The sequence below is a fragment of the Nonomuraea sp. NPDC003709 genome (assembly GCF_040610775.1).
Lineage (GTDB): Bacteria > Actinomycetota > Actinomycetes > Streptosporangiales > Streptosporangiaceae > Nonomuraea > Nonomuraea angiospora_A.
On sequence record NZ_JBEXMW010000014.1, the window covers coordinates 258,719 to 285,298 of the forward strand.

29 protein-coding genes are annotated in these 26,580 nt (G+C 70.4%); 21 read left to right on the plus strand and 8 right to left on the minus strand.

What is annotated here, in order from left to right; translation table 11 throughout:
- Positions 1-36: 36 nt before the first annotated feature.
- The gene (locus ABZX61_RS37020; protein WP_350735389.1) at positions 37-441 is read right to left on the minus strand and encodes a hypothetical protein; all 405 of its coding nucleotides are present in this window, start codon (positions 439-441) and stop codon (positions 37-39) included.
- A 147-nt stretch (positions 442-588) separates the two neighbouring features.
- Between ABZX61_RS37020 and ABZX61_RS37025 the strand changes: the two genes are divergently transcribed.
- Positions 589-798, plus strand: a complete 210-nt coding sequence (locus ABZX61_RS37025) for a ubiquitin-like protein Pup (RefSeq protein WP_185076845.1) — start codon at positions 589-591, stop codon at positions 796-798.
- 34 nt (positions 799-832) lie between these two features.
- Positions 833-1,831: an endonuclease VII domain-containing protein gene (locus ABZX61_RS37030; RefSeq protein WP_355200851.1), complete on the plus strand. Its 999-nt coding sequence runs from the start codon at positions 833-835 to the stop codon at positions 1,829-1,831.
- On the opposite strand, the gene ABZX61_RS37035 is transcribed toward ABZX61_RS37030, so the two are convergent.
- The 3 genes from ABZX61_RS37035 to ABZX61_RS37045 all read right to left on the minus strand — a co-directional run bounded on the left by ABZX61_RS37035 (position 1,804) and on the right by ABZX61_RS37045 (position 4,833).
- Positions 1,804-2,865, minus strand: coding sequence for a DNA polymerase IV (locus ABZX61_RS37035; RefSeq protein WP_355200853.1), 1,062 nt, complete (start codon positions 2,863-2,865; stop codon positions 1,804-1,806). The two genes, ABZX61_RS37030 and ABZX61_RS37035, sit on opposite strands and share 28 nt — an antisense overlap.
- Positions 2,866-3,115: 250 nt before the next feature.
- Positions 3,116-3,385: a hypothetical protein gene (locus ABZX61_RS37040; protein ID WP_355200854.1), complete on the minus strand. Its 270-nt coding sequence runs from the start codon at positions 3,383-3,385 to the stop codon at positions 3,116-3,118.
- Positions 3,386-3,462: 77 nt separating this feature from the next.
- Positions 3,463-4,833: an extracellular solute-binding protein gene (locus tag ABZX61_RS37045; protein ID WP_355200855.1), complete on the minus strand. Its 1,371-nt coding sequence runs from the start codon at positions 4,831-4,833 to the stop codon at positions 3,463-3,465.
- A 297-nt stretch (positions 4,834-5,130) separates the two neighbouring features.
- Between ABZX61_RS37045 and prcB the strand changes: the two genes are divergently transcribed.
- The 9 genes from prcB (at position 5,131) to ABZX61_RS37090 (ending at position 12,910) form a co-directional block, all read left to right on the plus strand.
- A complete protein-coding gene (gene prcB, locus ABZX61_RS37050) occupies positions 5,131-5,877 on the plus strand; it encodes a proteasome subunit beta (RefSeq protein ID WP_355200857.1) in 747 nt (248 codons plus the stop codon).
- A gap of 21 nt (positions 5,878-5,898) precedes the next feature.
- The gene (gene prcA, locus ABZX61_RS37055) at positions 5,899-6,693 is read left to right on the plus strand and encodes a proteasome subunit alpha (protein WP_350735404.1); all 795 of its coding nucleotides are present in this window, start codon (positions 5,899-5,901) and stop codon (positions 6,691-6,693) included.
- 626 nt (positions 6,694-7,319) lie between these two features.
- A complete protein-coding gene (locus tag ABZX61_RS37060) occupies positions 7,320-7,865 on the plus strand; it encodes a hypothetical protein (protein WP_355200859.1) in 546 nt (181 codons plus the stop codon).
- 153 nt (positions 7,866-8,018) lie between these two features.
- The gene (gene pafA / locus ABZX61_RS37065) at positions 8,019-9,377 is read left to right on the plus strand and encodes a Pup--protein ligase (RefSeq protein ID WP_185076838.1); all 1,359 of its coding nucleotides are present in this window, start codon (positions 8,019-8,021) and stop codon (positions 9,375-9,377) included.
- 74 nt (positions 9,378-9,451) lie between these two features.
- Positions 9,452-10,393, plus strand: coding sequence for an FKBP-type peptidyl-prolyl cis-trans isomerase (locus ABZX61_RS37070; RefSeq protein ID WP_355200861.1), 942 nt, complete (start codon positions 9,452-9,454; stop codon positions 10,391-10,393).
- A gap of 78 nt (positions 10,394-10,471) precedes the next feature.
- On the plus strand, positions 10,472-11,371 hold the full coding sequence (locus ABZX61_RS37075; protein WP_355200863.1) for an FKBP-type peptidyl-prolyl cis-trans isomerase: 900 nt from the start codon (positions 10,472-10,474) through the stop codon (positions 11,369-11,371).
- Between the two features lie 15 nt (positions 11,372-11,386).
- Positions 11,387-11,743, plus strand: a complete 357-nt coding sequence (locus tag ABZX61_RS37080) for a hypothetical protein (protein ID WP_355200865.1) — start codon at positions 11,387-11,389, stop codon at positions 11,741-11,743.
- A 9-nt stretch (positions 11,744-11,752) separates the two neighbouring features.
- Positions 11,753-12,397 (plus strand): helix-turn-helix domain-containing protein, encoded by a 645-nt coding sequence (locus ABZX61_RS37085; RefSeq protein WP_350735417.1) that lies wholly within the window; start codon positions 11,753-11,755, stop codon positions 12,395-12,397.
- A 33-nt stretch (positions 12,398-12,430) separates the two neighbouring features.
- On the plus strand, positions 12,431-12,910 hold the full coding sequence (locus tag ABZX61_RS37090; RefSeq protein WP_355200867.1) for a DUF3291 domain-containing protein: 480 nt from the start codon (positions 12,431-12,433) through the stop codon (positions 12,908-12,910).
- Here the strand turns inward: ABZX61_RS37090 and ABZX61_RS37095 are convergent.
- Entirely contained in the window at positions 12,856-13,923 is a 1,068-nt protein-coding gene (locus ABZX61_RS37095) for a DUF3866 family protein (protein WP_355200868.1), read from the minus strand. The two genes, ABZX61_RS37090 and ABZX61_RS37095, sit on opposite strands and share 55 nt — an antisense overlap.
- A 38-nt stretch (positions 13,924-13,961) precedes the next feature.
- Between ABZX61_RS37095 and ABZX61_RS37100 the strand changes: the two genes are divergently transcribed.
- The 7 genes from ABZX61_RS37100 (at position 13,962) to ABZX61_RS37130 (ending at position 21,140) form a co-directional block, all read left to right on the plus strand.
- Entirely contained in the window at positions 13,962-14,936 is a 975-nt protein-coding gene (locus tag ABZX61_RS37100; RefSeq protein ID WP_355200870.1) for a WYL domain-containing protein, read from the plus strand.
- Positions 14,937-14,949: 13 nt separating this feature from the next.
- Positions 14,950-15,927: a WYL domain-containing protein gene (locus ABZX61_RS37105; protein WP_355200872.1), complete on the plus strand. Its 978-nt coding sequence runs from the start codon at positions 14,950-14,952 to the stop codon at positions 15,925-15,927.
- Positions 15,924-16,124, plus strand: coding sequence for a hypothetical protein (locus ABZX61_RS37110; RefSeq protein WP_350735430.1), 201 nt, complete (start codon positions 15,924-15,926; stop codon positions 16,122-16,124). The genes ABZX61_RS37105 and ABZX61_RS37110 overlap by 4 nt, the downstream gene beginning before the upstream one ends.
- A gap of 29 nt (positions 16,125-16,153) precedes the next feature.
- Positions 16,154-16,492: a Sec-independent protein translocase subunit TatA gene (gene tatA, locus ABZX61_RS37115; protein ID WP_355200874.1), complete on the plus strand. Its 339-nt coding sequence runs from the start codon at positions 16,154-16,156 to the stop codon at positions 16,490-16,492.
- Between the two features lie 31 nt (positions 16,493-16,523).
- Complete coding sequence (gene tatC, locus ABZX61_RS37120) at positions 16,524-17,414, plus strand: twin-arginine translocase subunit TatC (RefSeq protein ID WP_355200876.1); 891 nt, start codon at positions 16,524-16,526, stop codon at positions 17,412-17,414.
- Between the two features lie 16 nt (positions 17,415-17,430).
- A complete protein-coding gene (locus ABZX61_RS37125) occupies positions 17,431-18,318 on the plus strand; it encodes a YegS/Rv2252/BmrU family lipid kinase (RefSeq protein ID WP_350735439.1) in 888 nt (295 codons plus the stop codon).
- Positions 18,319-18,416: 98 nt separating this feature from the next.
- The gene (locus ABZX61_RS37130; protein WP_350731907.1) at positions 18,417-21,140 is read left to right on the plus strand and encodes a DEAD/DEAH box helicase; all 2,724 of its coding nucleotides are present in this window, start codon (positions 18,417-18,419) and stop codon (positions 21,138-21,140) included.
- Positions 21,141-21,197: 57 nt separating this feature from the next.
- Here the strand turns inward: ABZX61_RS37130 and ABZX61_RS37135 are convergent, their stop codons facing one another.
- Positions 21,198-21,383: a hypothetical protein gene (locus ABZX61_RS37135; RefSeq protein WP_350731909.1), complete on the minus strand. Its 186-nt coding sequence runs from the start codon at positions 21,381-21,383 to the stop codon at positions 21,198-21,200.
- A gap of 519 nt (positions 21,384-21,902) precedes the next feature.
- Here ABZX61_RS37135 and ABZX61_RS37140 point away from each other — a divergent pair.
- The 3 genes from ABZX61_RS37140 (at position 21,903) to ABZX61_RS37150 (ending at position 24,719) form a co-directional block, all read left to right on the plus strand.
- Positions 21,903-23,573 (plus strand): ABC transporter ATP-binding protein, encoded by a 1,671-nt coding sequence (locus ABZX61_RS37140; RefSeq protein WP_355200878.1) that lies wholly within the window; start codon positions 21,903-21,905, stop codon positions 23,571-23,573.
- A 216-nt stretch (positions 23,574-23,789) separates the two neighbouring features.
- Positions 23,790-24,359: a TetR/AcrR family transcriptional regulator gene (locus tag ABZX61_RS37145; RefSeq protein ID WP_355200880.1), complete on the plus strand. Its 570-nt coding sequence runs from the start codon at positions 23,790-23,792 to the stop codon at positions 24,357-24,359.
- Between the two features lie 189 nt (positions 24,360-24,548).
- Complete coding sequence (locus ABZX61_RS37150) at positions 24,549-24,719, plus strand: hypothetical protein (RefSeq protein ID WP_350731913.1); 171 nt, start codon at positions 24,549-24,551, stop codon at positions 24,717-24,719.
- Between the two features lie 60 nt (positions 24,720-24,779).
- Here the strand turns inward: ABZX61_RS37150 and ABZX61_RS37155 are convergent, their stop codons facing one another.
- Together ABZX61_RS37155 and ABZX61_RS37160 are read right to left on the minus strand one after the other, a co-directional pair.
- Positions 24,780-26,198 (minus strand): RNB domain-containing ribonuclease, encoded by a 1,419-nt coding sequence (locus tag ABZX61_RS37155; protein ID WP_350731915.1) that lies wholly within the window; start codon positions 26,196-26,198, stop codon positions 24,780-24,782.
- A 27-nt stretch (positions 26,199-26,225) separates the two neighbouring features.
- The gene (locus tag ABZX61_RS37160; protein ID WP_355200881.1) at positions 26,226-26,549 is read right to left on the minus strand and encodes an STAS domain-containing protein; all 324 of its coding nucleotides are present in this window, start codon (positions 26,547-26,549) and stop codon (positions 26,226-26,228) included.
- Positions 26,550-26,580 lie beyond the last annotated feature (31 nt).

The window sequence follows — 26,580 nt, forward strand, 5'->3', positions numbered from 1 at the left end:
CCTTCTGAACGAGACCGGCCCACACGGGCCGGTCTCCTACAGCAGCCCCACACCCAGCGTCAGCGTGCCCACCGCCAGGCACGCCCCGCCCGCCACCGTCAGCCAGATCAACCTGCTCGGCTTCGTGTCGCCCGGACGCACCACCGACAGGAAGAAACCCAGCGGCATCAGGATCGGCGCGGCCACGATCAACACCCGCGTCAGGGCCTTCACGCCCTCCGGCAGACTCGCCTGGTCCACATAGAGCATCGCCACCAGCGAGAACAGCACCAGCACGCCCGCATGCGCGTGCCCGGCCCGCCACAGGCCACGCCGGACCGGGTTGTCCAGGTAGCCGGGGACATTACGCATCAGGAACTTCAACAGGGTGACGCCGCCGAAGGCCACCCCGGGGACTGTGATGAGGAGCACACCGGCCGTGCTCAGGGATGCGGGGGACATCGGAACCTCCTCGTGTGTAGGTGGATCCATTATTGGATAGTTTGACTATCTAGTCAAGCCGACAAGATCGCTGGGCGATCGGCGCGAAATGTCGCTCGGTTCGGGGAAGATATGCCTTAGAGGCAGTCCCCCAACCGGAGGTAGGACATGGCAACCAAGGACACCGGAGGCCAGAAGCAGGCCGGTCGGCGCGAGAGCGAAGTCGAGGAGACCGAGGCCTCGGCGACGCCGGACGTTCAGGAGCGCCAGGAGAAGCTCACGGACGATGTCGACGCAATTCTGGACGAGATCGACGAAGTTCTCGAAGAGAACGCAGAGGAGTTCGTGAGGAGCTATGTACAGAAAGGCGGCGAATAGGGGGTAAATCGGACATCGGATAGGAGGGGGATCGGTGGAGACGCCGGATGGGTTCAAGCGGTGCCCGGACTGCGGGGAAGAAAAGGAGGTCTCCGAGTTCGGGCGCAATAAGCGCAGGGCCGATGGGTTGGCGCAGTATTGCAAGGGCTGCTTCCGGCGGCGTTCCACTGAGAGCTATCGGAAGAGAAAGGCTGAGCAGGGAAAAACTGTTCGGGAGGCGGTCATCGCCCCGGATGGGCACAAATACTGCCCCCGATGCAGGGAAGCGAAGCCGGTAGAGGAGTTCGGGCGCAACCGGGCAGAGAAATCAGGGCTGACCGCTTATTGCAAGCCGTGTCACAACACGGTGATGCGGGAGGAGCGGATCAAGAATCACGGCAGCACTCGCAACTACCACCTGAAGCGCCGCTATGGCATCACCGAGGACGACTTCGAGCGCATGCTCGCCCACCAGGGCGGGCTCTGCGCCATCTGCCGGGCCGTCCCCGGCACGTTCGTCGACCACAGTCATCAGACCGGCCAGGTCCGGGGCATTCTCTGTTTCAACTGCAACAACGGGCTCGGCCACTTCGGCGACAATCTGGTGTTGCTGGAGTTGGCGGCCCTTTATCTGGACGGGGAGATTCTCTGGCCCGAGTTCGTGGTCCTCCCGCGGCAGCGCGCCTCGGATGAGGTGGCGCGGACGCGGAGTTATCACCTGACGCAGCGCTATCGGGTGCGGCATGAGGATGTCGAGCGGATGATTTCGGCTCAGCATGGTTTGTGTGTGGTGTGCTGGGATCGGCCGCTCGAGCATGTGGACCATTGTCATCGCACCGGTGATGTGCGGTTTGCGTTGTGTCTGCCGTGTAATACGGGGATCGGGCAGTTCCGGGATGATCCAGGTGTGGTGTGGCGGGCGCTTTCTTATGTCGAGGCGACCGTTGAGGAGTTCGACGAGGTCGAGGTTTCGGAGGAGGAGTTTCGGGGGTTGGTCGAGGCTGAGGAGCGGCTTCGGGGCGAGTTCTATTCGACGGTGTCGAGGGTGGGCTGATCGGCTTTGGGGAGGGTGTAGTCGACGGCGACGCCCAGGAGGCGGACCGGGCGGGTGAAGTCGAAGCGGGTGAGGATGGTGAGGGCCGCCTGCTGGATGGTGGCCGGGTCCGTGGTGGGGGCGGGGAGTTTTGACTGGCGGGTTCGGGTGAGGAACGGGGTGAAGCGGACCTTGACCGATACCCGGGTGATGTCGCGGCCGGCTTCGCGGGCGTCGTGGGCGACCTGGGTGGCGAGGGCGGCGACGTGGTGGGTGATGTCGGCTTCGTCGGTGAGGTCGTGCTGGAAGGTGGTTTCGCGGCTGTGGCCGCGGGCGATCCAGGGTGTGGTGACGATTTCGGCTTCGCCTTTGCCGAGGGCGAGGTAGCGGTACCAGGGGCCGTTGGTGGGGCCGAAGTGGCGGGCGAGGTGGGCGGGGTCGGCGGCGGCGAGTTGGGCGACGGTGTAGAGGCCCAGGGCGGCGAGTTTTTTGGAGATCTTGGCGCCGATGCCCCAGAGTGCGTCGGTGGGGCGGTCGTTCATGATCTCGGCCCAGTTGTCGCTGGTGAGGCGGTAGATTCCGGCGGGTTTGGCGAGGCCGGAGGCGAGTTTGGCCTGGTGTTTGTTGTCGCCGATGCCGATGGAGCAGGACAGCTGGGTGCGTTCGCGTACGGTCTGGCGGATGGTGGCGGCGAGGGTTTCGGGGTCGTCGGTGGTGGCGCCGAGGAAGGCTTCGTCCCAGCCCCAGATTTCGACGCGTACGGGGAATTCGCGGAGTACGGCCATGACGTGGGCGGAGGCGGCTTCGTAGGCGGGTGGGTCGCTGGGCAGGAAGATCGCTTCGGGGCAGCGTTTGAGTGCGGTGCGCAGTGGCATGCCGGAGTGGATGCCGTGTTCGCGGGCTTCGTAGGTGGCGGTGGCGGCCACGGTGCGGGGTTGGGTGGGGTCTCCTGAGCCGCCGACGACGACGGGTTTGCCGCGGAGTTCGGGGTGGCGGAGGATCTCGACGGCGGCGATGAACTGGTCGAGGTCGACGTGGAGGATCCAGTCCCTCATGGTTATCAGTATGTCGTGAGGCCCTGTGGAGACGGTGTGGAGGCGGTCGTCGCGGTAGGTGAGGGCGTGGCGGGGGCTGCCCAGGCGGGGTTGCCGATGGGTGGTGTTTCGCCTTCTTGGACGACGGCCTGGATGAGGGTGGTGGGGGTCCGGGGGTAGTGGGGGTTTCGGGGTAGGCGATGGTGCGCGGCGGCGTGGTCCTGTCGCAGCCGGACGGGCCCGGCGGCGGTGAACTCGCCGTTCTCGACGGTCAGGTGGGCGCGCGTACCCACGCGTGACAGCAGCAGGAGCAGGTAGAGCGGTGCGTCCCGGCCGGGTACGCGGACGTGGGAGAGGCGTGGTTGCCGAGCCCGACGACCTGCGGTTCGGCGGCGGCCAGGCCGGTGAGGCGGTGGTCGGTGAGTCCGAGGTAGATGGTCCGCAGCGCGGGGAAGATCAGGAAGACGGCGATGAGGACGAGGGCGGGCAGCACGAATGCGACCGCCCTGCCTTTGCCGAGCCCTGCGGCGTCGGTGCTCATGGCGATCCTTCGATCGCCGGGATCCTGTGTCTTCCCTCGTCTGTGTGGCCGGCTCACCGCTCATGGCGGAGCCGGGCTCAGCCGCCGACGTGGGCCGGGCCGCCGACGAGGTCCTCCAGCTTCGCCTGGTACGCGGCGGCGGCCTCGTCGGGGCTCGTGCCGCTGACGACGGCGGCGGTGGCCTCCTGCAGCGCGGCCGACACCTGCGGGTAGACGGCCAGGCCGGGGCGGTAGGCGGTGAGGGGCAGCACCTCGTCGGCGACGAACTTCAGCATCGGGTCGGCGGTGAGCACCTCGTCGTTGACGTCGGCGCGCGAGCTGATGCGCGCCTGCCCGGCCAGTTGCGCCTTCGTGGCCGCCGCCGAGTGCATGAAGGCGAGCAGGTCCCAGGCGAGCCTGGGGTTCTTGGAGTACGGGTTGAGCACGCGGACGGCGCCGCCGGACATGCTGACGAAGTCCTGGCCGCGGACGCCGGCGCCGGGCCGCTCGGCGGGGATCTTGGCGTAGCCGACGACCTGGTCGCGGTCCTTCATGGGGGCGACGCCGGCCCGGGGTTCGACGACGGAGCGCCAGAAGTAGTCGCTCTCGGCGAGAATGCCGATCTTGCCGGCGGCGAACTGGGCGAAGGACTTGTCGCGGCCCTTGGCCTCCTGCTGCAGCCTGGGGTCGCCGAGGCCGCTGCCGCCGTAGATCTGCCGGTAGAAGCCGAGAGCGTCCTTGAGCGACCGGGAGGCGCCGGTCCACTTGCTGCCGGCGGCGTAGATCTCGGATCCGGCGCCGGCGAGCAGGGGGAGCACGCCCTGCATGGTCGTGGCCTCGCCCATGGCTGTGCCGGCGTCGATCTGGATGGGGACGGGCACGCCCGCGGCCTTGAGCCTGGTGCCGGCGTCGATGATGTCCTGCCAGCTCTTGGGCTGCCACGGGCCGGGCAGGCCGGCCTTGGCGAACAGGGTCTTGTTGTAGAACAGGACGCGGCCGTCGGTGCCCTGCGGCAGGCCGTACTTCTTGCCGTCGAAGATGCCCAGGCTCTGCACGGCCTGCGGGATCTGTGACCAGCCCTCCCACTGTTCGACGGTGGCGCCGCCGACCTCCGGCAGCGGTTTGATGTAGCCGGCCTGGGCGAACTCGCCGACCCAGATGCCGTCGATGTCGATCACGTCGGCGCCGGTCCCGGACTTGAGGTCGAGCGCGATCTTCGTCTTGTACTGCTCGTCGTCGACGCCGCTGGGCTGGAAGAGGACCTTGACGTCGCGGTGCGTCCTCTCGAACTCGGGGATCACCCACCGCTTGATCCAGTCGGCGGACTCGGAGTTCTTGCCGCCGGAGATGGAGTTGGCGGCGATGGTCAGGGAGACGCTGCCTGCGCCGGAGTCCGCGCCGGTGCCGCAGGATGTGAGGGCGAGGGCGGCCAGGGTGGCGATCACCGCAGGTCGGCTGGGGAATCGCATGTCGGCCTCCTGTTCAGGACGTGCAGACATACCGACAGTCGCACGGCCGCCGGGAGCCGTAAAGAAACGATCTGAACACGGAACGGGGCGGCGTGTGATCACGCGGGTTCGCCGTGAGCTGATCGTGGGAAGTGCAGACAACAACCCAACATGAGTAGGGTCGCCCTAGGAACACTGACGTTTGGAGGGAGTCGCGTGGCATCGCACAGGGATCTGCCCGCCGGCTTGGTCAACCAGTTTTTCCGCAACACCGGAAGTTCCTCGTTCACGGAGTTTGTCAGCTCGTATGCGCCTGATTTGCTGCCGCAGCGGAATGAGGTGCTGGCCACGCCGATCGGCGACCAGGTCCCGCACGCGACGACGATCGTGGCCGCCACCTTCGCCGGTGGCGTGATCATGGCGGGCGACCGGCGGGCGACGTCGGGCAACATCATCTCCCAGCGCGATGTGGAGAAGGTCTTCCGCGCCGACGACTACTCGTGCATGGGCATCGCGGGCACGGCCAGCACCGGCATCGAGTTCGCCCGGCTGTTCCGGGTGGAGCTGGAGCACTACGAGAAGCTCGAGGGCCGCACGATGTCGGTGGCGGGCAAGGCCAACCGGCTGGCCACCATGATCAGGGGCAACCTTCCGATGGCGATGCAGGGGCTGGTGGTGGTGCCGCTGTTCGCCGCGTACGACCCCGACAAGGACGAGGGGCGGATCTTCAGCTACGACGTCGCGGGCGGGCCGTACGAGCGGGAGAGGTTCGACGCGATCGGCTCCGGCTCGATCTTCGCGCGCGGGTCGTTGAAGAAGCTCTACCGCGACGGCTCGTCGGCCGACGACATGGTGATGACGCTCATCCAGGCCCTCTACGACGCCGCCGACGACGACTCGGCGACCGGTGGGCCCGACGTCACCAGGAAGATCTGGCCGATCGTGTCGGTGATCGACGCCGACGGCTTCCGCAGGCTGAGCGAGGAGCAGGTCTCCGACTACGTGGAGCAGATGCTCGAAGCCCGCCTGATCTCGCCTGACGGCCCTATCGCCCCGCTGCGCTAGAAAGGACCACCGCACGTGTCCATGCCTTTTGGATATGCGTCCCCTGAGCAGATCATGCGGGACAAGGCCGACTACGCGCGCAAGGGCATCGCGCGGGGCCGCTCCGTCGTCGTGCTGCAGTATGTCGACGGCATCCTGTTCGTCGCGCCCAACCCGTCGCGGGCACTGCACAAGATCAGCGAGATCTACGACCGCATCGGGTTCGCGGCCGTGGGCCGGTACAACGAGTTCGAGGAGCTGCGGCTCGGCGGCATCCGTTACGCCGACATCAACGGCTACACCTACGACCGTTCCGACGTGACCGGGCGCGGCCTGGCCAACCTGTACGCCTCCAACCTGGGTCGCATCTTCACCGAGTCGATCAAGTCACTGGAGGTGGAGGTCGTGGTCGCCGAGGTCGGCGAGACCAAGGACGGCGACGCGATCTACCGGCTCACCTTCGACGGGTCGGTCTTCGACGAGCACGGCTTCGCGGCCATGGGCGGCCAGGCGGACGCGGTGTCCACCCGGCTCAAGGAGCGCTACCGCGAGTCGATGTCGCTGGCCGACGCGCTGGAGGTGGCGCTGACGGCGCTCACCGAGCCTGGTGGCGAGCGGCCGCCGGTGGCGCAGCTCGAGGTGGCGGTCCTCGACCGCAACCGGGAGCACCGCAAGTTCCTGCGGCTCACGGGCGCCCGCCTGGAGCGCCTCCTGGCCCAGACCACCACCCCGCCCCCGGCCGCCACCCCGCCGCCCGCGGCCAAGCCCTCGTCCGAGGACACCCCGCCTCCCACGGGGCCTGAGGGCGACGTGGACGACGGCTCGTCGCCGCTGTAGCCGTCCACTCTTCTCACACCCGCCAGGGGCCGCTACGGCTACCCCTGGCGGGTTTTTCGTTGGCCCGGTACGGGTGTGGCGGTACGGGGCGGCGGCGATTACTCCGGGGCCCCAGCCGTCATTTCGGCAACTCGCGGCGCGGGCCTGGACGGTGCCTCGGGGGCCCTTCGGACGCCGCGCCCGTCGCCCGAAGGGGTGCGGGCGGTCGCGCGACACGGCAGCGGGCGTGTGGCGGTCGGCGGCGGTGGAGGGGTAGCCGGGCGCGGGCGGTGAGGGCGTGTGGTCGCTGGGCGGCGGTGAGTGCGAGGGCGCGTTGAGGTGGGTGGCGAGGAGCCCGGCGGGTGGCGTGACGGGAAGGCGGCGGGGCGCGGCCAGATGACCCTGCGGTGGCCATGGTGTGCGCCCATTTGTGGCGGGGCGAGGGTGGTGAGGGCGTGGGCCGGTGCATGGGCAGCGGTCCGTTGGGTGCTGTGTGCGGGGGGAGTGGTGAGGGGGTGGAGGGGGCCGGTGGGGTGGTGGGGAAGGCGGTATTGGTGGTGAAGGTGTGGGGGAGTGTGACTTGTATCACTGGGGTTGAGACGAACTTCGGGGGGTGATATCGGGTCTCAGAATCCGTGAACACTCCCATGCGTGGCCTCCTGGCGGCCGGTGCCGCTGTGGCCGTGGTGCTGAGCTCCGGTGTGGCTGCCCACGCCGCTCACGCCGCCACCGCGGTGGCCGGCGCGTCCTCCGGGTACGCCGCCGCGTTCCCCAACTTCAAGGCGCCCAAGCCTTTCGGCACGACCCTCCAGTCCGACCCGAAGCACGACTTCACCAAGGGCATCCACTCCCGCCATGACGGCATCCTGCGCGGCCGGATCACCCTGATCCGCGGTGACGTGGCCGAGTACCAGCCGATCAAGTGGAAGAAGGGCACCGAGACCGAGGGCTACTTCGTGGGCCCGCCCGAGGGTGACGTCATGGCGTACGCCTCGCCCGTCGCCAAGGACGTGGTCTATCTGTCGGCGTTCGGCTGCGGGGAGTCGGAGGGCGGCATGACGATCAACCGGGACACCGGGCTGGGCGACAAGCGCTGCTCCAGGTCGGTGCTGATGAAGCGGGAGGGGAAACCCGCGCTCATCACCGTCTACAAGGGGAAGATCGTCCAGGTTCAGGAGATCTGGACGCCCTGACACGAGGGCCCTGGAAAACGCGGGAAAAAGGACCCGTGCCCCGTGGGGGCGGGCGCGGGACAAAGGGGATAAAAGAGGGATCACAGAGGGCCGGGTGGGAAAACACCTGGAAGATCTCTCCCGCTCGCGGATCCATGGGCATAGTGTGAGGTGATGGATCGTCGCATCTTCGGGCTGGAGAACGAGTACGGTGTGACCTGCACGTTCAGGGGACAGCGCAGGCTGTCGCCCGACGAGGTCGCGCGCTACTTGTTCCGGCGGGTCGTGTCCTGGGGCCGATCGAGCAACGTCTTCCTCCGCAACGGCGCGCGTCTCTACCTCGACGTGGGCAGCCATCCTGAATACGCAACACCCGAGTGTGACAACGTCATCGAGCTCGTCACGCACGACAAGGCGGGTGAGCGCATCCTCGAGGGCCTGCTGGTCGACGCCGAGAAACGGCTTCGCGAAGAGGGCATCGCGGGTGACATCTATCTGTTCAAGAACAACACGGACTCGGCCGGCAACTCCTACGGCTGCCACGAGAACTACCTGGTCGGCAGGCACGGGGAGTTCGGGCGGCTGGCGGACGTGCTGATCCCGTTCCTGGTGACGCGGCAGATCATCTGCGGGGCCGGCAAGGTCCTGCAGACGCCGCGCGGCGCCGTCTATTGCGTCTCTCAGCGGGCCGAGCACATCTGGGAGGGCGTCTCCAGCGCCACGACCCGGTCCCGGCCCATCATCAACACCCGGGACGAGCCGCACGCCGACGCCGAGCGGTTCCGCCGCCTGCACGTCATCGTCGGCGACTCCAACATGAGCGAGACCACGATGCTGCTCAAGGTCGGCGCCACCGACCTGGTGCTGCGCATGATCGAGTCGGGCACGGTGATGCGGGACCTGTCGCTGGAGAACCCGATCAGGGCCATCCGCGAGGTTTCCCACGACATGACCGGCCGCCGCAGGGTGCGCCTGGCCAACGGCCGGGAGGCCTCCAGCCTGGAGATCCAGCAGGAATACCTGTCCAAGGCGAAGGACTTCGTCGACCGCCGCGGCGGCGACGCCATCGCCCACCGGGTGCTGGAGCTGTGGGAGCGCACGCTGAACGCGGTCGACACCGGCAACCTCGACCTGGTCTCCCGGGAGATCGACTGGGTGACGAAATACCAGCTCATCGAGCGTTACCGGAAGAAGTACGACCTGCCGCTGTCCTCGCCCAGGGTGGCCCAGCTCGACCTGGCCTACCACGACGTGCACCGCAAGCGTGGCCTGTTCTACCTGCTGCAGAAGCGTGGCTCGGTGGAGCGGGTGGCGTCCGACCTGAAGATCTTCGAGGCCAAGTCGGTGCCGCCGCAGACGACCAGGGCGCGGTTGCGCGGCGAGTTCATCCGCAAGGCGCAGGAGAAGCGGCGCGACTTCACTGTCGACTGGGTGCATCTCAAGCTCAACGACCAGGCGCAGCGCACGGTGCTGTGCAAGGACCCGTTCCGGAGCGTGGACGAGAGGGTGGACAAGCTCATAGCCGGGATGTAGCGCGTGGTTTACCTCGGGCCTACCAGGATGTCGGGTAGGGTGACGCGAATCTGCCGTCTTCCCGAGGGAAACCCATGCGCCGCGCTATGGCCGTACTGGCCGCCGTGCCACTGATCCTGTTCGCCGCCGCCTGCGGATCCGACGACGGTGCGAGCACCGGCGCCACCGCCACCGGCGCTGGCGCCGGGGCGGGGGTCAAGGTCACCGGTGACGTGGGCGGCAAGCCCACGGTGACCTTCCCCGCCGGCACGCCCGCCAGCAAGTCGTCGTACGAGGTGATCCAGCCGGGCACCGGCGACGGGGTCAAGGCCGGCGACCGCGTGATCGTCAACCTGACCGTCTACAACTGGGACGGCAAGGGCAACGCGGTTCAGGGCTCCTCCTACGACACCAAGAAGCCCGAGACGATCGCGGTCGACCAGCAGATCCCGCAGGTGCTGCAGGAGGGCTTCACCAAGGTCAAGCACGGCGGGCGGCTGCTGGCCGTGCTCGCCAACGACAGCATGGCCCAGCAGCCGGCCACGCAGCCGGCCGAGCCGACCAAGGTGTTCGTGTTCGACATCGTCGGCACCCAGCCGCCGCCGCTGAAGGCCGCCACCGGCAAGGAGACCGGCGAGAGCCTCAAGGGTGTCAAGGTCGTCAGCCCGGGCGGCGACAAGGCGCCGACGCTGACCACGAAGACCGATGAGAAGCCGTCGGACAAGCTCGTCGTCAAGACGCTCATCGAGGGCACCGGGCCGAAGGTGGAGGCGAGCCAGACGCTCACCGTCCACTACACGGGCAAGCTGTGGGGCAGCGACAAGCAGTTCGACTCCACCTGGGAGCGGGGCCAGCCGGCCGAGTTCCCGCTGTCGGGGGTCATCAAGGGCTGGCAGCAGGGCCTGGCCGGGGTGCCGGTCGGCAGCCGGGTCGTGATGAGCATCCCGCCGGACCTCGGCTACGGGGACCAGGCGCAGCAGGGCATCCCCGCCAAGAGCACCCTCGTGTTCGTGGTGGACATTCTCGGCGCCTCCTGAGCCGACCTCCCGTCCGGCCCGCCCGCGGGCCGGACACGGTAGCATCGCCACGCCCAGCCCCGCCGCGTGGGAGGACCGATGCCGCACCGCCGTACCGCCGTGTTGCTGCCGGTCATCGTCCTGCTGGCCGGCTGCTCGGGCGGTGCCGCGCGCGATCTCGGCATGACGGTGGACGGCCCGTTCGGGGCCAGGCCGACGATCACTTTCGCGGGCGGCGGACCGGCCGCCGGGCTCCGGGTGGAGGAGCTGGCGACCGGCGGCGGCGCCCGGCTCGGCGCGGACGACACGGCGATCGTTCAGTACACCGCACATGTCTGGGACGGCGGGGACAACCGCCTGGTCGACTCCACCTTCGACCGCGGCACCCCGGCCGCGTTCCCGCTGGGGGAGCTGCCGCCGGGGCTGGACGGGGCGCTGCGGGGCCGCAGGGTCGGCAGCCGGGTCCTGGCCGCGCTCCCGCCCGATCAACGCCGTGGCGCGCGCCTGCCGCCCGGCGTCGGGCCCGATGACGAGCTGGTCTACGTGGTCGACATCCTCGGCGCCCACCCCAAGGGCGCCTCGGTCGAGGCGGGCGGCGGCTCGCTGGCGGGCGTGCGCGTCACCGCCGGCGCCCCGCCCGGGCTGGAGGTGCCCGCCACCGCCCCGCCGGCCGCGTTCGAGGTCAAGGTGCTGGCCAGGGGCGAGGGGCGCGGCACGCGGGCGGGGCAGCTCGTGGTCGCCCAGTACGAGGGCGCGATCTGGAGCCGCCGCCACGTCTTCGAGGCCACCTGGACGAGCGGCCGGCCGAAGGCGTTCAGGATCGGCGACGGCGGCGTGCCCAAGGGGTGGGAGGCGGCCCTGGTCGGGATGCCCGCCGGCAGCCGGGTCCTGATGGTCGTCCCGCCCTCGTACGGGTACGGCCCCGCCGGCGACCCCGCCCACGGCATCACGGGCACCGACACGCTCGTCTACGTCGTGGACGTCATCGCCGCCTATTGAGGCAGGATGAACCTCATGATCCGCACTTTCCTGGTCATCGCATCCGCCTTAGCCGTCCTCCTCGGCGGCGCCACGGCCGCGTCCGCCGCCGATGACCCGCCCTTCTGCAAGGGCGTCAAGAAGCCCTGCGTCGTCGGCGGCGACGCCGGCACGACGTGGGTGAACACCTCCGCCGCCAACAAGGCCCAGGCCAAGGCCGTGGCCGCCCGCGTGCTGAAGAACGCCACGGCCGCCCACCGCCGTTATCACGCGCCCGAGTGGGTCGACATCTGGGTGATCAAGAAGGGGGCGTGCTGGCGCAGGTACGGCAACGTCCCGTCCGACGCCAGCCGCGCGTGCACGTACAAGCACGTGAAGCGGAAGCTTTCATAGACTCCCGTTGTGAGTAGCGACGACCTCGACGCGCTGGCCCTCCTGCACGACCCCGTACGCCGCAGCCTGTACGCGGCCGTCGCGGGCCGCGGCGGCGACGTGGGCAGGGGGGAGGCGGCCGAGGCCGCGGGCGTCTCCAGGACCCTCGCCGGCCACCACCTCGACAAGCTCGTCGAGGCGGGGCTGCTCGAGAGCGGTTTCCGGCAGCAGGAGAAGAAGGGGCCGGGCAGCGGCCGGCCCGCCAAGGTCTACCGCCGGGCCAGGGGCGAGCGGTCGGTGAGCCTGCCGCCGCGCGACTACGGCGCGCTCGCCTCCGTCCTGGCCGAGGTCGTCGACGCGCTCGGCGCCGAGGAGCGGGCCGAGCGGGCGGCGCGGGAGGCCGGCGCCCGGCTGGCCAAGAGGCACGCCGGTGAGCCCGTCGAGCGGGTGCTCAGGGAGCGCGGCTACGAGCCGTACGAGGAGGGCGGCGCGCTGCGGCTGCGCAACTGCCCCTTCCACGTGCTGGCCGAGGAGCAGCCGCTGCTGGTGTGCTCCATGAACCTGGCGCTGTGCCAGGGGCTGCTCGAAGGGCTCGGCGACGAGCCGGGCCGGGCCAGGCTCGACCCGCGGCCGGGGGACTGCTGCGTCTCCCTCTCTAAAACAAATGAGGATTGACATAGAAGGCGGACGGGTGGTGTGCTGAGCGTCATGCATCTCGCTGAGCTGAACATCGCCCATCTGCGCGCGCCCATCGACAGTCAGGAGCTCGCCGAGTTCGTCGCCCTCCTCGAGCCCGTCAACACCATCGCCGACGAGGCCCCCGGGTTCGTGTGGCGGCTGAAGGAGAGCGAGAGCGACCCCACCGCCACCGTCATCCACGACTACGGCGACCACCTGCTGATGAACTTCTCGGTGTGGGAGTCGCTGGACAGCCTGTGGAACTACACCTACCGCAGCGCCCACCTGGGCGTGCTGCGCAGGCGCAGGGAGTGGTTCCTGCGCCTGGCGGAGCCGTACATGGTGATGTGGTGGATCCCCGAGGGTCACATCCCGACGCTGGCCGAGGGCATCGCTCGGCTGGAGCGCCTCAGGGCCGAGGGGCCGAGCCCCGAGGCGTTCACGTTCAAGGACTCCTACGACAGCAGCGAGGCCGCCAGCCTGCCCGCCGCCGCCGAGGCCAGGAAGTAGGGCAGGTCCTCCTCCAGGCCCCTGCCCATCGTCGACAGGCGCACCGGGGACTCCCGCAGCGCCTCGTGCAGGCCCTCCACCGGCACCGGCACCAGGCGGTGCCGGACGGCCAGCAGCTCGGACTGGTCCCTGACCCGCTCGCCGAACTCCCCGGGCAGCTCCGGCACCGGCACGTCGGCGGGCGTCAGGGCGACCCGGCCGTAGGCGGTCAGCGAGTGGTGCGAGACCCCGTAGTGGCGCTCGCGCAGGTCGCCCTCGCTGACCCGCAGCGCGGCCACCGGGCGGCCGCGCAGCACGCCCGCCGCGTTCACCGCCTCGCCCGCCGACACCCCGGAGAAGCCCCACCTGGTGCCCGTGCCCAGGTTGCCGGGGCCCTGCGCGACGATCGCCACGTCGGCCTCCAGCACGTGGCGGGCCGCCAGCAGCCCGGTGTGGACGGTGACCGCCTCCACGTCGCCGCCGAACGACTGCCCGACCGTGACCACGCCCGCCAGCCAGCCGATCTCCCGCAGCCGGGCCGCCGCCATCGAGAACCACACCGGCAGCGCGCCGCCGTCCTGCATCACGTACGCCACCCGCGTGCCGGGCCGGTCGGCGTACAGTCCGCACAGGATCGGCGCCAGCGCCGAGTGCAGGTCGGCCACCACCACCGGCATCCCGTCGAGGGAGTCGGCCTCGCGCAATCTGTCATGATGCGGGGAGTCCTGCTCGTCGGCGCCCAGCACCGTGGCCTGCAGCGGCGTGTAACGGGCCTTCACCAGGTGGCCCGGACCGGCAGGATCTTGCGGCAAACGGTTAGGGACGGCCACCACCATGGCGTAACCTCCCGTACCGAGACCCATCGCGAGTGCCGTCGTGTTGAGCAGCACCTCGTCGCCGGGTTCCGGGCGGCCGACCAACGGCGGATAGGCCAGCGCCCGGCACTCCCCTTCGGGGACGGCGACGTCCAGCTCCACCGCTCCCGGCCACTCGCGTCGGATCCGTACAACCTCGCCCTTGCGCCATCTGATCACGGGGGCAGGGTAGCGTCGATGGAGGAGGAGTGAGGCAGATGTCGCGCCGGAAGACCGAACGGTTGCTCAATCTCGTGATCTGCCTGCTCGCCACCCGGAGGCCACTGTCGGCCGAGCAGATCCGCCAGGCCGTCCCCGGCTACGACCGCGATGGCGACGAGGCGTTCCAGCGCATGTTCGAGCGTGACAAGAACGAGCTGCGCGAGATCGGCATCCCCATCGACGTGGTGCGCGACCCCTGGGAGGACGAGCCGGGCTACCGGATCGAGCGCGAGTCGTACGAGCTGCCGGAGATCACCCTGGAGCCCGACGAGGCCGCCGTGCTCGGCCTGGCCGCGCAGGTGTGGCAGCGGGCCAGCCTGGCCGAGGCCGCCTCCGGGGCGCTGCTGAAGCTGCGCGCCGGCGGCGTGGCCACCGACCGGCCCGTCGGCGCGTCCATGGGCGGGTCCATGGGCGGCGGCGCGCTGGAGCTGCGCGTGGACACCCGCGACCCGGCCTTCCCCGCGCTGTGGGACGCCGTACGCGACCGGCGCGTGGTGCGCTTCGACTACCGCGGCGCCGGCAGCGAGAGCGTGCGCGCCCGCACCGTCGAGCCGTGGGGCGTGGTCAGCCGCAACGGCCGCTGGTACGTGGCCGGGTTCGACCGCGACCGGCAGGCGCCGCGCGTCTTCCGGCTCAGCCGCGTCACCGGCCAGGTCACCGTCATGGGCAGGCCCGGCGCCGTCGAGGTGCCCGAAGGGGTCGATCTCCGGGGTATGGTCGGCTTTCCCGACGACTCGACGGACGAGCGGCTGGCCGTCGTCCGCGTACGCCAGGGGACGTGCGAGGGGCTGCGGCAGCTCGCGGCGGCCGTGCGCACGGGGGAGCGCGGGTGGGACGAGGCCGATCTGCCCTTCACCGACCCCGAACGCCTGGCCGGCTGGATGGCCAGCCTCGGCGCCGACGTGGAGGTCGTCGGGCCGCCGGACGCCCGCGAGGCCGTCATCCGCCGACTGAAGGGGGCAATGGCATGACAGAGGAGCTGCGATGAGCGGGTCGGCCGACCGGCTGCCCAGGCTGCTGGCCCTGGTGCCGTACCTGATGTCCCACCCGGGGGCGCAGGTCGACGAGGTGGCCGCGGTGTTCGGGCTGAGCGAGAAGCAGCTCATCGACGACCTGCAGCTCGTGTGGATGTGCGGCCTGCCCGGCCACACCCCCGGCGACCTCATCGACGTCTCCTGGGACGGCGGCGAGATCATCATCGACAACGCCGAGACCATCGGCAGGCCGCTGCGGCTGGGCATCGACGAGGCCAGCGCGCTGCTGGTCGCGCTGCGCATGCTCGCCGCGACCCCCGAGCTGGCCCTGCCTGCCAACGAGGTGCCGGGCGACGCGCTGCCCCGCGTGACGGCCAAGCTGGAGCGGGCCGCCGGCGAGGGCGCCGCCACCCTCAGCAGCCAGCTCGCGGTCGACGTGGACGCCGCCCCCGACGCGCTGCCGCGCGTGCGCGAGGGGCTCACCAGGGGCCGCCGGCTGTCGCTGCGCTACTACGTTCCCGGGCGCGACGAGGTGACGCCGCGCGAGGTCGACCCCACGCGGGTCGTGGTCGTCGACGGCCGCACCTACCTGGAGGGCTGGTGCTACCGGGCCGAGGCGATGCGGCTGTTCAGGCTCGACCGGATGCTCGGCGTCGAGGTGCTCGACGTGCCCGCCGACCCGCCGGCCGAGGCCGAGCCCATCGACGTCACCCGGGGCGTCTTCCGGCCCTCGCCCACCGACGAGCTGGTCGAGCTGGAGCTCAGCGCCGCCGGGCGGTGGGTGGCCGAGTACTACCCGTGCGAGCAGGTCACCGAGCTGGGCGAGGGGCGGCTGCGGGTGGCGCTGCGGGCCCGCGACGAGGACTGGATCCTCAAGCTGGCGCTGCGCCTGGGCGACACCGGCCGGGTCGTCTCACCCCCTGAGATGGCCGAGACCGTGCGCCAGGAGGCCGAGCGGGCCCTGGCCCTGTACGCTCACCAGTCATGATGTGGATCTACGTGGCCGGCGGGCTGTGCGTCGCGGGGCTCGGCGTGGTCGGGGTCGCGGGTGCCCGCGTCGTCGTGGCGGCACGTACCCTGAAAAGGGAAATCGCCGAGGCGACGGCCCAGCTGGAGCCGCGGCGGGCCAGATTGGCGGGCCAGGGGGGTGAGACCACGCCCCAGGCAGCGTACGATCGTGGCTGAAACAGGCACTCGCTAGAAAAGGGCGTTTCATGTCGCAACTCGGAGTCCCCGAACTTCTGATCATCGCGCTGGTGCTCGTCCTGCTTTTCGGTGCGAAGAAGCTGCCCGAGATGGCCCGCGGCGTCGGCCGTTCTCTGCGCATCTTCAAGTCCGAGACGGCCAAGCTCCGTGAAGACGACGACGACAACCACACCGTCCAGGCCCAGGCGCAGGCCCCGGCTCAGCCGCAGCCCCCGGCGGCGCAGCCCCAGCAGATCCAGGCCACGCCCGCCCCCGCGCTCTCCGCGGAGGAGCAGGCCAGGCAGCTCGAGGAGCAGGCCGCCCGGCTGCGCGCCAGCGCCGCCGCCCAGGCCGACAAGCGCGTCTGACCCCATCCCTCCTCCTCACCTGGACTGTTAGATGGCGCTGCTCAAACGGTCGAGCCAGCCGGCACCCGACCACGACACCGAGGGCCGCATGCCCCTCATGGAGCACCTGCGCGAGCTGCGTAACAGGTTGCTCATCGCGGCCGCCGCCGTCGTCGTGGGCATCATCATCGGCTGGATCTTCTTCGATCCGGTCTGGGCGTTCATCAAGGAGCCCTTCTGCGAGACGCCGCAGGCCCAGCAGTTGCGTGTCGGCGAGTGCACGCTGACCTACGGCGGCATCTTCCAGTCGTTCTTCCTGACGTTGAAGGTCTCGGCGATGGTGGGCGTCGTCGTGTCCTCGCCCGTCTGGCTCTACCAGGTCTGGGCCTTCGTCACCCCCGCCCTCTACCGCAACGAGAAGCGCTACTCGATCGCCTTCCTCGGGCTGGCGATCCCGCTGTTCCTGATCGGCGCCTTCCTGGCGTACGTGATCATGGACACCAGCCTGGCCATCCTGCTCGGGTTCGCGCCGAGCGACACCGTGGCCATCATCCAGATCGACGAGTACGTCAGCTACGTGCTGATCATGCTCGTGATCTTCGGCATCTCGTTCGAGCTGCCGCTCCTGCTCGTGTTCCTCAACATCATCGGTGTGCTGCCGCACGCCACGGTGAAGAAGTACCGCCGCTGGGTGATCTTCTCCATGTTCGTCTTCGGCGCGGTCATCACCCCCGGCGGCGACCCGCTGACGATGATGGCGCTGGCCATGCCGATGATCGTGCTCTACTTCCTGGCCGAGTTCTTCATGTTCATGCGTGAGAAGCGCAGGCCCGCCACCGAGGACTTCTCCCACCTGTCCGACGACGAGGCCTCCCCGCTGGTGGAGGACTCCACTCCGGTCGACGACGATCGCCCCGGGGAGGATTCCGGTTCCACGCGATAGGCGATAAGTTCCGGGCGTGTCCCCTCAAATCGCCCTGCTCGTCAACCCCGCCGCACGCGGCGGCCGTACGCTGCGCCTGATCGAACCCGTGGCGCGCCGGCTGCGCGCCGGCGGGGCCGAGCTGTCGGTGATCGTCGGCGCCGACGCCGCCGACGCCCTCGCACGTGCCTGCACCGCCGTGGCCGAGCGCCCCGACGCGCTCGTGGCCTTCGGCGGCGACGGGCTGGTCCACCTGGCCGTGCAGGCCGTGGCCGGCACCGACGTGCCGCTCGGCATCATCCCCGCGGGCACCGGCAACGACATCGCGGCCGCGCTCGGGGTGCCCTGCGCCGATCCCATGGCCGCGGCCCGCGTCGTGCTGCGCATGAAGTCGCGCCTGGTGGACGTCGCCCGGATCCGGGCCGGGCAGGCCGACGAGCTGTTCGCGGGGGTGATGTGCTGCGGGTTCGACTCGCGGGTCAACGAGCGGGCCAACCGGAAGACGTGGCCGCCGGGGATGGCGCGCTATCTGGTGGCGACGGTGGAGGAGCTGCGCTCGTTCCGGCCGATCCCGTTCCGGATGACCCTCGACGACGGTGAGGTCGTCGAACGCGAGGCCATGCTGGTGGCGGTGGCCAACACGTCCTCGTACGGGGCGGGGATGCGTGTGTGCCCCGACGCCCGGCCCGACGACGGGCTGCTGGACGTGATGATGCTGGACGCGGTCTCCAAGACCGAGTTCCTGCGGGTCTTCCCGAGCGTCTACCGGGGGACCCACGTGGGGCATCCGGCGGTGTCGGTGCGGCGGGTGCGGAGCGTGCGGCTGGAGGCTGCGGACGTCATCGCCTACGCCGACGGTGAACGCGTGGGCCCGGCGCCGGTCCACTGCGAGGTGCGTCCGGGGGCGTTACGGGTCATCGTTTGAAATCTACAATGTAAAGGCGCCCGGCTCGGACGCCGGCTGAGGATCGGCCGGACCACTGGGGGACCGACCGGAAAGGCGATTTCGGTAGGCTGACGGGTATGACAACGCCAGCGGAACGCTATGCGGCCTTCCGTCACAAGTATGGGGACGACGGGGCCGCGGTGAGATCGTTCCGAGGTCTCTATGACTTCGAGCTGGATGACTTCCAGCTAGACGCCTGCCGCGCCCTGGAGGCCGGAGACGGCGTGCTGGTGGCGGCGCCCACGGGGTCGGGCAAGACGGTGGTCGGCGAGTTCGCCGTCCACCTGGCCTTGGAGCAGGGCCAGAAATGCTTCTACACCACCCCCATCAAGGCGCTGTCCAACCAGAAGTACAACGACCTGGTCAAGCGCTACGGCACCGCCAAGGTCGGCCTGCTGACCGGCGACAACAGCGTCAACGGCGAGGCCCCCATCGTCGTCATGACCACCGAGGTGCTGCGCAACATGCTCTACGCGGGGTCGGCGACCCTGGCGGGGCTCGGGTTCGTGGTCATGGACGAGGTCCACTACCTCGCCGACCGCTTCCGCGGCGCGGTGTGGGAAGAGGTGATCATCCACCTGCAGGAGTCGGTGCGGCTGGTGGCGCTGTCGGCGACGGTGAGCAACGCCGAGGAGTTCGGCGAGTGGCTGGGCGAGGTGCGCGGCGACACCACGGTGATCGTGGACGAGCACCGTCCGGTGCCGTTGTGGCAGCACATGATGGTCGGCAACCGCCTCTACGACATGTTCGTGAACGACGACCTGACCCCGCGCGTCAACCCCACGCTGATGCGGGTGACGCGCGACGCCGAGCGGCTGACGGCGGGGCGGGGCAGGCGCGGCTACGGCCGGCCGCAGCGTTCGCGCCCGCCGGACCGGGTGCAGGTGATCGAGAAGCTCGACGCCGAGGGGCTGCTGCCGGCGATCACGTTCATCTTCTCCCGTGCCGGGTGCGACGCCGCCGTTCAGAAGTGCCTGTACGCCGGGATCCGGCTCACGACCGACCGCGAGCGGCACGAGATCAGGCAGCTCGTGGACGAGCGCACCGCGCATCTGCCGGACGAGGACCTGGCCGTCCTGGGCTACCTGGAGTGGCGTGACTGCCTGGAGCGCGGGCTGGCCTCGCACCACGCGGGCATGCTGCCGGCGTTCAAGGAGGTCGTGGAGGAGCTGTTCACGCGCGGGCTGGTCAAGGCCGTGTTCGCGACGGAGACGCTCGCGCTGGGCATCAACATGCCGGCGCGCAGCGTGGTGATCGAGAAGCTCGACAAGTGGAACGGCGAGACCCACGCCGACCTCACGCCCGGCGAGTACACCCAGCTGACCGGGCGGGCGGGGCGGCGCGGCATCGACGTCGAGGGCCATGCGGTGGTGCTGTGGCAGCAGGGCATGGATCCGCTGTCGGTGGCGGGGCTGGCCGGCACGCGTACGTATCCGCTGCGGTCGAGCTTCCAGCCGTCGTACAACATGGCGGTCAACCTCGTCGGGCAGTTCGGCCGGGAGCGGGCCAGGACGCTGCTGGAGGAGTCGTTCGCGCAGTTCCAGGCCGACCGGGCGGTCGTCGGGCTGGCCAAGCAGCTGCGCAAGCACGAGGAGGCGCTGGAGGGCTACCAGGAGGCCATGACGTGCCACCTGGGAGACTTCCCCGAATACGCGGCGCTACGCCGCAGGCTCTCCGATCGTGAGGCCGAGCTGTCCAGGCAGCGCGGCGCCGCGCGCCGGGCGGCGGCCGCGCGGTCGCTGGAGGCGTTGCAGCCGGGTGACGTCATCCGGGTGCCGGGCGGGCGCCGGGCGGGGCTGGCGATCGTGCTCGACCCGGGCCGCAACCCGCGCGGTCAGGGGCCGAGCCCGCTGGTGCTGACGATCGGCAAGCAGATCAAGAAGCTCGACCCGGCGGACTTCCCCGTCCCGGTCGAGCCGCTGGAGAAGCTGCGCATCCCGAAGAACTTCAACGGCCGCTCGCCCAAGGAGCGCGCCAACCTCGTCTCCACGCTGCTGGCCAAGCTGGGCGACCGCGACCTGGGCAAGCCGGCCAGGGCGCGCGACCACACGGAGGAGGACGACGAGGTCAACGAGCTGCGCCGGCTCATCCGCCAGCACCCGTGCCACGGCTGTGACGAGCGTGAGGACCACGCCCGCTGGGCCGAGCGCTACTACAAGCTGCTGCGCGAGACCGAGGGGCTGCGCCGCCGGGTGGAGGGGCGCTCGCACGTCATCTCGCGGACGTTCGACCGCATCTGCTCGGTGCTGGAGCAGCTCGGCTACCTCGAGGGTGAGGCCGTCACCGACGAGGGCCGCCGGCTGGGCCGCATCTACACCGAGCTCGACCTGCTGACCGCCGAGTCGCTGCGGCAGGGGCTGTGGGAGGAGCTCGACCCGGCCGAGCTGGCGGCGTGCGTGTCGGCGCTGGTGTTCGAGTCGCGGGCCGCCGATGACGCGCGCCGCCCGAAGGTGCCCGCCGGGCGGACGCAGGAGGCGCTGACGTCGATGATCCGGCTGTGGGGGGAGCTGGAGGGCATCGAGTCCGACCATGGGCTGTCCACGATCAGGGAGCCGGATCTGGCGTTCGCGTGGGCGGCGTTCCGGTGGACGAAGGGGCACGCGCTGGACGCCGTCCTGCGGGACGGGGTGAACGGCAACGAGCTGGCGGCCGGTGACTTCGTACGGTGGGTCAAGCAGCTGATGGACCTGCTCGGTCAGCTCGGGAACGCGGCCCCGCCCGGCAGCAAGATCAAGCAGACGGCGGGCAAGGCGGTCGACGCGATGCGGCGCGGCGTGGTGGCCTACTCCTCGCTCACCTGACCTTCTCGGAAAGGTCCTACCCGCCCTCTTCGGAGGGCGGGTCCGGGGGTGTGGCCGTCAGGAGTCCTTGCTGATCGCGCCGATCGTCAGGAGCAGGCCCGCGACGCCCACCACGGCGCTCACGACGGTCAGGGCGGTGCCGTCGAGCACCAGGTGCAGCAGGCCGAAGTTCTTGCCGAAGAAGTGATCGGCGATGAGGCCGCCGAAGCCCTGGATCATGAGGATGACGCCGGTGAATGCCATGCACCCATGATCCCCGGCGCAGACGTCCGATCCATCGGACCAAAGTATCGGGTGACCTACACCTTGGAACCAGTTCTGAGCAGCATCCTTTGGGATTACCGTTACCCGAATTAGCGGTTCTTTTTATTTACGGTCGATTTAACGGCGGCAGGCAACGGCCTTTGTCGGGCGGTTTCACTGGTCAAGTTCCTTTTAAAAAGGCGATATCTCGTGCTTTGTCGCTTTTCGGGTGCTAACGTGCGATTTGTGCAAGTCAGCAAACGGGGGAGGAATCATGGCTGGCTCTCAGCTCACCAGGATCGACTTCCAGCAGGGTTGCTGCCGTCGCCGTAGGCGCTGGCGTTGCGGTTGGCGCGGTTGGCGCTGCCGCTCCCGGCGCTGGTGGTGGGGGTGGTAAATCGCTCCCGTGAGAGCCGGTGGCCTGGCCGCCGGCTCTCATTGACTGTCTCCGGCCGCGAACTCGCCCCGGCGATTTCCATTCGCCGCACTTTTCGCGAGTTCTGGCCGGACACCCGCGGGTTGCGCCGCCTATTCGCGGCCGGCGTCGTGTTCGCCGTCGTGGCCGCGCTCTGCGAGGTCGCCGCGATCCGCCTGTTCGGCCACATCACCGACGAGGTGCTGACCACCCGGCGGCTGAACGAGTTCTGGGTTCCGGCGTTCGCCTGGCTCGGGCTCGCCGCGATCGCCGGGGTGACGTCCTTCGCGGCGACGTACGCCACCGCGCTGGGCGCCGAACGGTTCCTGCTGGCCCTGCGCGACCGCGTCTACGCGCACCTGCAGACGCTCGCGCCGGACTTCTCGGAGCACCGGCGCCTCGGCGACCTGATGGCACGGCTGACCGACGACATCGAGGCCATCGAGGAGCTCGTGGGGTCCGGGCTGGTCAAGGCGCTCACCACGGCGGCGAGCGTGGTGTTCTTCGCCGGGGCGGCCTTCTTCATCCGCTGGGACCTCGCCCTCGTCACGATGGCGCTGATCCCGCTGTTCCTGGTGGTGTCCAAGGTGTTCGCGGGCAGGTTCAGAACGGCCGCGGCCCGGGAGCGCTACAGCAACGGCGCCATGAACAGCGTCCTGGAGGAGGGGCTGGCCAACCAGCCGCTCGTGCAGGCGTACAACCGGCAGGAGACCGAGTCGGGCCGCCTGCACCGGGAGGGCGGCATGTGGCTGCGCGCCAACATGTCGCAGGCCTGGCTGTCCGGCCTGTACGGGCCCACCGTCCAGGTCATCGAGACCGTCTGCCTGATCGTCGTCCTGGGGTTCGGCGCGTGGGAGATCGCCGCGGGCCGGCTGACCCTGGGCGGCCTGCTGGCCTTCGCCGCGTACCTGGCACTGCTGTACCCGGCGGTCCAGGCGCTGGGGGAGCTGGCGCTGACGGTGTCGGAGGCGGCGGCCGGGTCCGACCGGGTCATCGAGATCCTCAAGGTCAGGCCGGCCGTCACCGACGCGCAGGACGCCGTGCCCGCCGGGCGGTGCCGGGGCCTGGTCGAGTTCGACCGGGTCGGCTTCACGTACCCGAGGCGCGGGCGGCAGGTGCTGCGGGACGTGACGTTCACCGCCTCGCCCGGCAAGGTCGTCGTCCTCACCGGGCCCAGCGGGGTGGGCAAGTCCACGCTGGCCAAGCTGATGCTGCGCTTCTACGACCCGGAAGCGGGCCGCATCCTGCTGGACGGGGTCGACATCCGGCGCCTGACGCGGCAGTCGCTGCGCGAGAACATCACGATCGTGCACCAGGAGACGCTGCTGTTCTCGGCGTCCGTACGCGACAACATCGCCTACGGCCGCCCCGACGCCTCGCTGGAGGAGATCGTGCAGGCGGCGGAGGCGGCGGGGGTGCACGAGTTCGCCGAACTCCTGCCGCAGGGCTACGACACGCCGGTGGGGCAGCGGGGGCGGCTCCTGTCCGGCGGTCAGCGGCAGCGGATCGCCATCGCCAGGGCCGTCCTGCGGGACGCGCCGGTGCTGGTGCTCGACGAGCCCATGACGGGGCTGGACGAGGCCACGGCCGCGCAGGTCATGAAGCCGCTCCTGCGGCTCATGGCCGGGCGGACGACGCTCCTCATCACGCACGACCTGCGGTTCGTGCCGGAGGGGGCGCGCATCGTGGAGCTGTCGCCCGTGCACCGGGAGGAGCGTATCCGCCTCAAGCGCTTCGCCCGCGCCCACCCGCGCCCGCTGACCACCCCTCCCTGACCGGCCGCCGCACCACACCCCCGAGCCCGACACCCGCCTCTTTTCGGGGGCGGGTGTTCCGGTGTCCGGGGTCGGTGGCTGCCCGTCCTTCGAGCGGGGATGCGCACGGCGGCGGCGCGCCGGGGCGGGGGAAAGCATGATCGGGATGGGTGCGGGGGCGAGGGGCCGTCGATAGAATCGGAGAGATCCCTCCGGTTGTTGAAGGCAGGTTCGTTCATGGGCGACGACCACAGCTCGGCCCGGCCGTTGCGGGCCGACGCCCGGCGGAACCGGGAGCGGGTGCTGCAGATCGCGCAGGAGGCCCTGGCCAGTGACGGCCTGACGATCTCCTTCGACGAGATCGCGCAGCGGGCCGGGTTCGGCGTGGGCACCGTCTACCGGCACTTCCCGACCAAGGAGGCGCTGTTCGAGGCGGTGCTGCTGGGGCGGATCGAGCGGTTCGTGGCCGACGCCCGCGCGCTGGCCACGGCGGAGGATCCCGGGAAGGCGTTCTTCGCCTGGTTCGCCAAGGTGGTCGAGCAGGCGTCGGGGAACCAGGCGCTGTGCGACATGCTCGACAGCGGGGCCGGGATGAAGGTCTCGTTGCAGGACGATCTCGGCAGGGCCGTCGCCCGATTACTGGTCCGGGCGCAGCGGGCCGGGGCCGCGCGCGGGGATCTGGCGGGGGAGGACGTGCTGGATCTGCTGCGCGGGTGCCTGGTGGCCGAGCGCCGGGCGCGGGCCAGAGGGGCCTCGGTGCGGATGGCGGACGTGATCTGCGACGGGATGCGGGTGAAAAGGGCCTGAGCCTCATGGCGGGAGACTGACCGGCCGGTCAAGGCGGTGTCGTCATTCGTTCACGGAACGTCACCTTCGGGGCAGTTTTTCGGCCGATCGTGCTGGAAATCCCCATGTCAGAGACATCCTCGGACGCACTCGCCGAGGCCCCCTCGGCTGCGTGGCGTCCGCCCGGCCCCGTTCGGAGGTAGCCACCACATGTTCGCCCTTGTCGCCGCCCTGCTGTTCGTGCTCGCCCTCGTCTTCGAGATCGCCGGCCTCGCGGTCGGCAGCGTAGTCACGGTCGCCACGCTCGGCACCGCCGGGCTGCTCTGCGTCGCGCTGCACCTCATGGGTGTGGGCGCGGGGTGGAGCCTGCTGAAGAAGTGACGCCCGATGCGGGACCGCGCGCGGAACATGCCGTGCGCGGCCCCGCAGGGCGCCCGAGGTTCACGTCGCCAGGGTGAAGCGGACCTCGCGGGTCGCCGGGTCCGCCTGCGTCAGACGTACCGTGACCTGCTCGCCGAGGGGGAGCGGGCCGTCGCAGCGGGCGATCACGGCCGGGTCGGCGAGCTGCACCTGCCCGCCCCCGCGGCGCTCGTCCACGTCGATCACGACCGCGTCGAACGCCTGCCCGATCCGTTCCCGCAGCAGGAACGCCTCCACCAGGTCCACGCACGCCCGCTCCACCGCCCCGGCGCGCCGCCCGGTCGAGCCCATGACGGCGGGCAGGGCCGCCAGCCCCGCCCGGACGTCGAACGGCACCGGCACGCCCGCCGCCACCGCCAGGCACACCTCGGTCGCGTACCGGTCGACCAGGCGCCGCAGAGGAGCCGTGACGTGCGCGTACGGCGCCGCCACCGCCGCGTGCTCGGCCAGCGCGGGCGGCGCGCCGTCGAAGGCCACGTAGCCCGCGCCGCGCAGCAGCACCTTCGACTCGTGCAGGAACGCCGCCTGCTGCGGGTTCTTGGGGTCCAGGTCGTGCACCACGGCGCCGTAGGCGGCCCCGTCGGGCCAGGGGACGTCCAGCGCCTGGGCGACCCTGCGGACCTTCGCCAGGTCGTCGGCGTGCGGCCGGGGCAGCACGCGCAGGATGCCGATCTCGGCGTCGAGCATCATCGAGGCCGCGGCCATGCCGGTCAGCAGGGAGATCTGCGCGTTCCACGCCTCGGCGGGCAGCGGCAGCCGGAACTCCAGCCGGTAGGCGCCGTCGCCGTCGGAGACCACCTCCTGCTCGGGGGTGGGCAGGGTGACGCCGCCACGCTCGCGTTCGAGGGCCAGCCGTAGGCGGCCGATCTCGGCCAGCAGCCCCAGGACGCCGTCGGCGGTGCCGGTGTCGACGGCTGCCTGCACGTAGGCGTAGTCGAGGCGCTCGCGGCTGCGGACGAGCGCGCGCTGCACGTCGGCGCCGACCATGCGGCCGTCGGCGTCGAGGTCGATGCGCCAGACCGCGGCCGGCCGCAGCGCGCCGGGCAGCAGGCTGGCCGCGTCCTCCGACAGGACCTTGGGGTGCAGCGGCACCTTGCCCGCGGGAAGGTAGACGGTCTCGCCCCTGGTGCGGGCCTCGGCGTCGATGAGGCCGCCCGGCCGGACGAAAGCGCCGACGTCGGCGATCGCGTACCAGACGCGGTAGCCGGCGCGCAGCCGCTCCAGGTGCACGGCCTGGTCGAGGTCCATCGAGCCGGGCGGGTCGATGGTGACGAACGGAACGTCGGACAGGTCTTCGGCGTCGAGCCGCGGCACCCGCGCCACCCACGCGGCCTCGTCGAGCACGGCGCGGGGGAAGTCGTCCGGCAGGTCGAGCTCCCGCCTGACGCGTTCGAACCCGTCCTCCAGCTTCAGGGGTATCTGATCGGGAACCTGAATCACGCCTGACAACCTACAGGTGGCGGGTGTTCAGGTGAGGCGCGCCTCCAGGCCGGTGAGGCGCAGCAGCCGCCGGATGGCGGGCGGGACGCCCGTGAGGCGCAGCGGGGTCTGCTGGGCCCGGGCGTGGTTGTGGGCGCAGACGAGGATGCCGAGCCCGGCGGCGTCGATGAAGGTCAGCCGGCTCATCTCGATGACCAGCGCGACCTGCTTGTGCGGGGCTCGTCCGGCCTCCTGCAGCAGGCCGAGCAGGTGGGCGCGGAGTTGTTCGGTGGTGGCGATGTCGAGCTCGCCGGACACGCTGACGGTCAGGCTCCCGTTGCGGCGGGTGGTGGTCAGCTGTAGTGGCTCCATGAATCGGCTCCGCGCTCTGTCAGGGCCGGGG